Origin of the sequence: Dysgonomonas sp. 521, from assembly GCF_010501055.1 — a bacterium.
GTDB lineage: Bacteria > Bacteroidota > Bacteroidia > Bacteroidales > Dysgonomonadaceae > Dysgonomonas.
In genome coordinates, this window is record NZ_QVMO01000154.1 from 1 (window position 1) to 4,888 (window position 4,888).

At 35.9% G+C, this 4,888-nt stretch carries 5 protein-coding genes and 1 pseudogene; 1 reads left to right on the forward strand and 5 read right to left on the reverse strand.

What is annotated here, in order from left to right:
• Nucleotides 1–92: 92 nt before the first annotated feature.
• From D0T84_RS21240 to mobA, 5 genes and pseudogenes are all read right to left on the reverse strand, one after another.
• Nucleotides 93–1,244, reverse strand: a pseudogene (locus D0T84_RS21240) (YWFCY domain-containing protein); the annotation flags it as partial.
• Between the two features lie 158 nt (nt 1,245–1,402).
• Nucleotides 1,403–1,720 carry a DUF493 domain-containing protein gene (locus D0T84_RS21245; RefSeq protein WP_163309936.1) on the reverse strand — a complete coding sequence of 106 codons (318 nt, stop codon included), beginning with the start codon at nt 1,718–1,720 and terminating at the stop codon, nt 1,403–1,405.
• Between the two features lie 49 nt (nt 1,721–1,769).
• A complete protein-coding gene (locus D0T84_RS21250; RefSeq protein WP_163309937.1) occupies nt 1,770–2,249 on the reverse strand; it encodes a hypothetical protein in 480 nt (159 codons plus the stop codon).
• A 56-nt stretch (nt 2,250–2,305) separates the two neighbouring features.
• A complete protein-coding gene (gene mobB, locus D0T84_RS21255; protein WP_163309938.1) occupies nt 2,306–3,523 on the reverse strand; it encodes a conjugal transfer protein MobB in 1,218 nt (405 codons plus the stop codon).
• Nucleotides 3,507–3,941 carry a conjugal transfer protein MobA gene (gene mobA / locus D0T84_RS21260; protein WP_221413163.1) on the reverse strand — a complete coding sequence of 145 codons (435 nt, stop codon included), beginning with the start codon at nt 3,939–3,941 and terminating at the stop codon, nt 3,507–3,509. The genes mobB and mobA overlap by 17 nt, the downstream gene beginning before the upstream one ends.
• Before the next feature lie 344 nt (nt 3,942–4,285).
• On the opposite strand from mobA, the gene D0T84_RS21265 reads away from it, so the two are divergent.
• On the forward strand, nt 4,286–4,888 hold a 603-nt coding region (locus D0T84_RS21265; protein WP_255495526.1), incomplete at its 3' end, for an SMI1/KNR4 family protein.

A 4,888-nucleotide genomic window follows, 5' to 3' on the forward strand; every position in this document is an offset into this window, starting at 1 on the left:
GATAAGTCGGGTGATGATAGGTTATTTTTTCAAAGAACGCGAACCTAATAGCTTGCCAAAGCTATATTTATTATGTACCCTTACGGGCGCACCTGGAGCTGATCTTGTGCTCCACCTTCCCATGCATCCATAAAGGGAGAGAGATAATTTTCCAATTGAGAATAGGAAGTCAGTATCGGGAATATATCTGCATACTTTTTATTCAGGAACTCAATAGCATGAGGAAATGTACAATACTTTCCATTCTTATATATTTTGAGATACCAAATTATTGCAGCCAATAGAATAATCGGCGATTCCACGAAAAAATCCCCCTGCTTCTGAATCCATGTTTTATTTAGATTGAGCATTATTGTATAAGCTGATTCGTATGCATCACTGATATCCGTCATAAATTCGGGAGCAATAGGGTTGCATCGGTGGCTCTTTGCCGGGTTATCAAAATTAATTACATAGAATTTAGGTGTGATTTCATATTTGTCAAGATTTTTGAGCAACTCATTATAAGCGATAGTTGATAAATCATCGAACTTATAATCATATATATACATTGAGAAACCTTTTGCAATCTGTTGTTTGATATAGTTGTTTACTATTGCATAAGATTTACCACTCCCCGGAGTTCCTAACACAATAGATGCACGGAACGGATTGACAACGTTTATCCAGCCTTTGTTCCATTTTTTCTTATAATAGAAGCGGGTCGGCAGATTTATCGAATATTCGTTCTCAATGAGGCGAGTTTCCTGCATAAAGGATTCGTTCTCCAGATTGAAGACATCATCCATCAGGTTGTTCTTCAATAACCGGCTCATCCACAATCCTGCCATTAGTAATAGGATATAACCAGTCGTTATCGTAAATACATAGATAGCAGTATTGGCTATCAATGGAAGAGGTAAAGTCAGTATCCACCAATTTAGAAAAAAGAAGATAAAGCCAAAGAACAAAAATATGTATATCTTATTCCATGTGATTTTTTCTTCTTTTACTCCTTTTGTCCCCAAACAGGATAGACCAAGAAATACTACGGCAAATAGCTTTGTCCAAAGTATATTAGAAAACAACCCTGCTGTATTTTGAAAATTCAGCAGGATTTTATCTACAACTCCAATATTAATTCCCGTTTCTCGTATGGACTGATAACAGAACCAATAAATATGGATTACTACAAATAATATACTGATAGCCCTCATGAACTCCATGACTTTGGCTAACCCTCTTAAATCGTCTTCTTGTTGCATAATACTATTAGTTTTGAATTTGAGTCCAAAACTAATATCTATACAGTTCTAAAAATGAGACAATTTACCGTCAACATTCGGACATAAGATAATTCTATATAAATGAAAAATCCCCAAACAACTATCTGTTTGAGGATTCTTATTTTAGGTAGTTCGAGTTAAAGCATCATCACACCATCAATGGCTGCTACCTGCCTGTAATAAATTACAACATCATCAGCATCACTTACAGGAGCTTTAACCGTAATACTTGAATATTTACCGTTTTTACTATCCCTCATAGAGAAACTTGCATTTGCATTTTCAAAAATAGAATGCACTTTTGCTATATTGCTCTGTTCAGCAGATACAATAAACTTAAAAACATAGTCAGAAGGAAATGTGTGTATTTCCTCCAGTTTCTTTTTAAAAGTCAGATAAAAATCATCTATACGTTGATTCTTATCATTTTCCAAGATTTCTATTTTTCCATTCATGGTAAATCTATATCAAACATCGCACCAAGAATAACGTTAAGTCAATCTGTCATGAAGTCATGAAGTCATTAAGAATAATAATACCTTCTTTATTCAGAGAAAAACCTCCTCTATCTTCTAATGTTAAGGCTTGCCTTCTTTGGACAATAGGCTCTTTTCGTTGATACATAGTCATTCCAATGGATTTAAATCGGATTTCTCCTCCTACAATTAAATCAAAATACCAATCATATTCTAACGTGCCAGCCGGAAGATATTCTATATTTTTCGGAACTCTAGGATTCGATTTTATGATATCATCCATGATCAACTGGGTATTGGAATTAATATCCATCTCGATATCATATACGTTTTTAAATACTATGGTAACAGGACAAACTGAAAATCTCCATTTAGGTTTTTCCGTATGCCATTGTAGTATTAAGTCTATATCGAAAAGAAATTCATAATTGTCTGAATCGAAACCAAAGGAATACATATTACAATCATGAAAATTCAAATCATCAAGGGTCAATAATTCTTGTTCCATATTTTTCTCATAAAGATACAAATAGATATTTAGCATAATCACTAAGTGAAAATATTTTACAACCTAGGATTTCTACGTTTCTTCTTGCGTTTCATCCGATTCGTAAAGGCAATTTCTTCGTAATTATCTCCATGCTGTACCATATCCAGTAATCCACCTAAAGATTCCATTTCGCTGTTTTGTTCTTGTGAGTAATTATTATCATGTAATAAATAATTGGCTTCCGCTTTATGATTTTCATTAAACAAGCTATGAAACGCATTTGCTGAGAACTCTTTACCTAAGCGGGAACCATTAAATACAGCCTTTTCTTGATGGTCGATAAACGTTGCTCCGTAGATACGACCTTCATCATTCTCTCGGAATATTACAAAGATACCATTCTTAGCCAACTCTTTCTCAAAAGCCTTTCGGTTGGGCTTATTCGCCAGAAGTAGAGATATAATATTCCGACTCTTATTATATATAGCCTTATCCTTCATAGACTGTTTGAAAAAAGTAATCCGCTTTTGCAGAGCATCATAACCGACTGCTTTCCCAATCAATGATGCTTTGAACGGATTGCCGATTTTTTCTCCTTTCTTATCCAGAGCAGAATACACTAATCCATTATAGGTTTTACCTCTGATTTCTCCTTTTACTTCTTCCACTGTCACTCCATAGATTGAAAGTACAGCCTTATATTCGTTGAGGCTTTGGAAACGATAATCCTTCATCACGGATTTGGCTACACCGGAAACCTGTTTTTTTACATCGCCGCCTTTATAATCTACTCGTTTGAGAGGCAGATTATCCGATTGCTTTTGCCTTTCGGCCGGGAGTAGATTATACTCCTTTTCCAACGCCCGGGTAATCTTTTTCGATTTATAGAAATCATTGGAATTGCTGATTTTCTTACCTGTTTCATCTACATTGATGCTCACAATATGTAAGTGGTGCCGATCCAGATCCTCATGCTTATATATAAGATAAGGTTGGTCGCCATATCCCATGTGTTCCATATACTTCTGTCCGATCTCCAACAGTTGTGCATCTGTCAATTTATCATCGGGATGGGGGTTGATTGATATATGAAGTATAGGCTTTTCAGTTCTATTATTGGCATCCAAATAAGGTTTGAAAGATACCATCATATCGTGCATGGTATATCCGGAATCCATATTTTCAACAATACGGTTGCCGAAAAGGACCTTTGCTTCTCCCTGTTCAACCTTTTCGTGGTTATAAGATAATGCTCCGAACAATGAATTTCCTGCGCTAATTTTGGCTACCATCGTTACTGATTTTTTGTTTTAAATCGTTGGTTAGAGCCACAATCTTTTTCTGTAAATCCACCAAATCAATGGTCGCTTTCTCCAGTTTATAGAGAAATGCGAGTGCTTTTTTCTCCGAAAAATTGGAATTAAGAGCTTTCACAACCTGATTATAATTGACTCCGATTGCCCGGAATTGTCCGAAAAAAGTAGTTAGGCGCATATAATAATCATGTAGTCCTTTGTCTATTTTGACCACCTTTACAGGATTATGGAAAATGCAGGATGTGATGAAATGAGCCTTGTTCTTTGCTCCCGACAGTTCGAACAATGATAAGAACTGGGCTTCTTTTTCTTCGTTCAGGTAAAACACATGGCGATTTTTCGCCGGATCTCTTTTGGGGATTCGCCCACCTTTTCTTGATTCATTTCTTTTCATATTCATATGACATTTGGATAATTAGCTTTGTCGCCACAGGACGACCATTCATTAATACTGTTTTTTGAAAATCTTACGACTTCGGAGTAAGATTACCCCCGACTTTCAAAGGAGTGGGCAAGGTGTTTTAAGGCACTTAAAACGGTTTTGAGTGTACTCAAAACATACCTTGCTATTGTCTGACGACAATAAAAATCCACCTTGAAAGGGTGGATTAAGATTCCTGTGTTATTCGCCTATTGAAAGGTATCTGAACGTGGGAAGGGAATGGTATATTTATGAAGCGGATAAGTTGATAGGTGTAGGCGAAATATTAGAGTTTAATAAATAACAGAAGATATAACATGGAACTAAACAAAACATTGTGGAATAAATGGCAGTCAGACTGGTCATGGATAATGTCTATTGCAGAGACTAGAAACTGGGATTATAGTAAAATAGTTATTAAAGACCCTATCGCATTAGAAGAAATAAAAACTTTAGTAAGAAATCTGGATATAGAATTTCCATCCGATTTTAAACATGTATTATGTGAATATTCTTCCGGTATTGATTTAAACTGGCATATGGATGATGACGAGATCGAGTCATTCGAAGCTATCTTTTGTGGAGGCAGTGATGGAATTTTATGGGATTTCTCACAATTAGATAGAATGTACAAAAACTATCTGGACTGGGTTGCTAAATGTTTCCCCGATCCGAATAATGAGTATGACAAAATATGGCATAATAAAATCCCATTTCTGGAAGTCGGTAACGGTGACATGATCGTTTTTGATAGGGTAAGTACGGAAAACGGCTGCCCGGTTATATTTTTAAGCCATGATGGCAGCGATTTCCATGGAAGCCACCTTACCTTGCTCAACAACGAGTTGGTATGCCGTATGTCTCAATTTGGTATAATCGGGTTTTTCCACTTGCTCAAAATCACTCATAATCAATCCGTA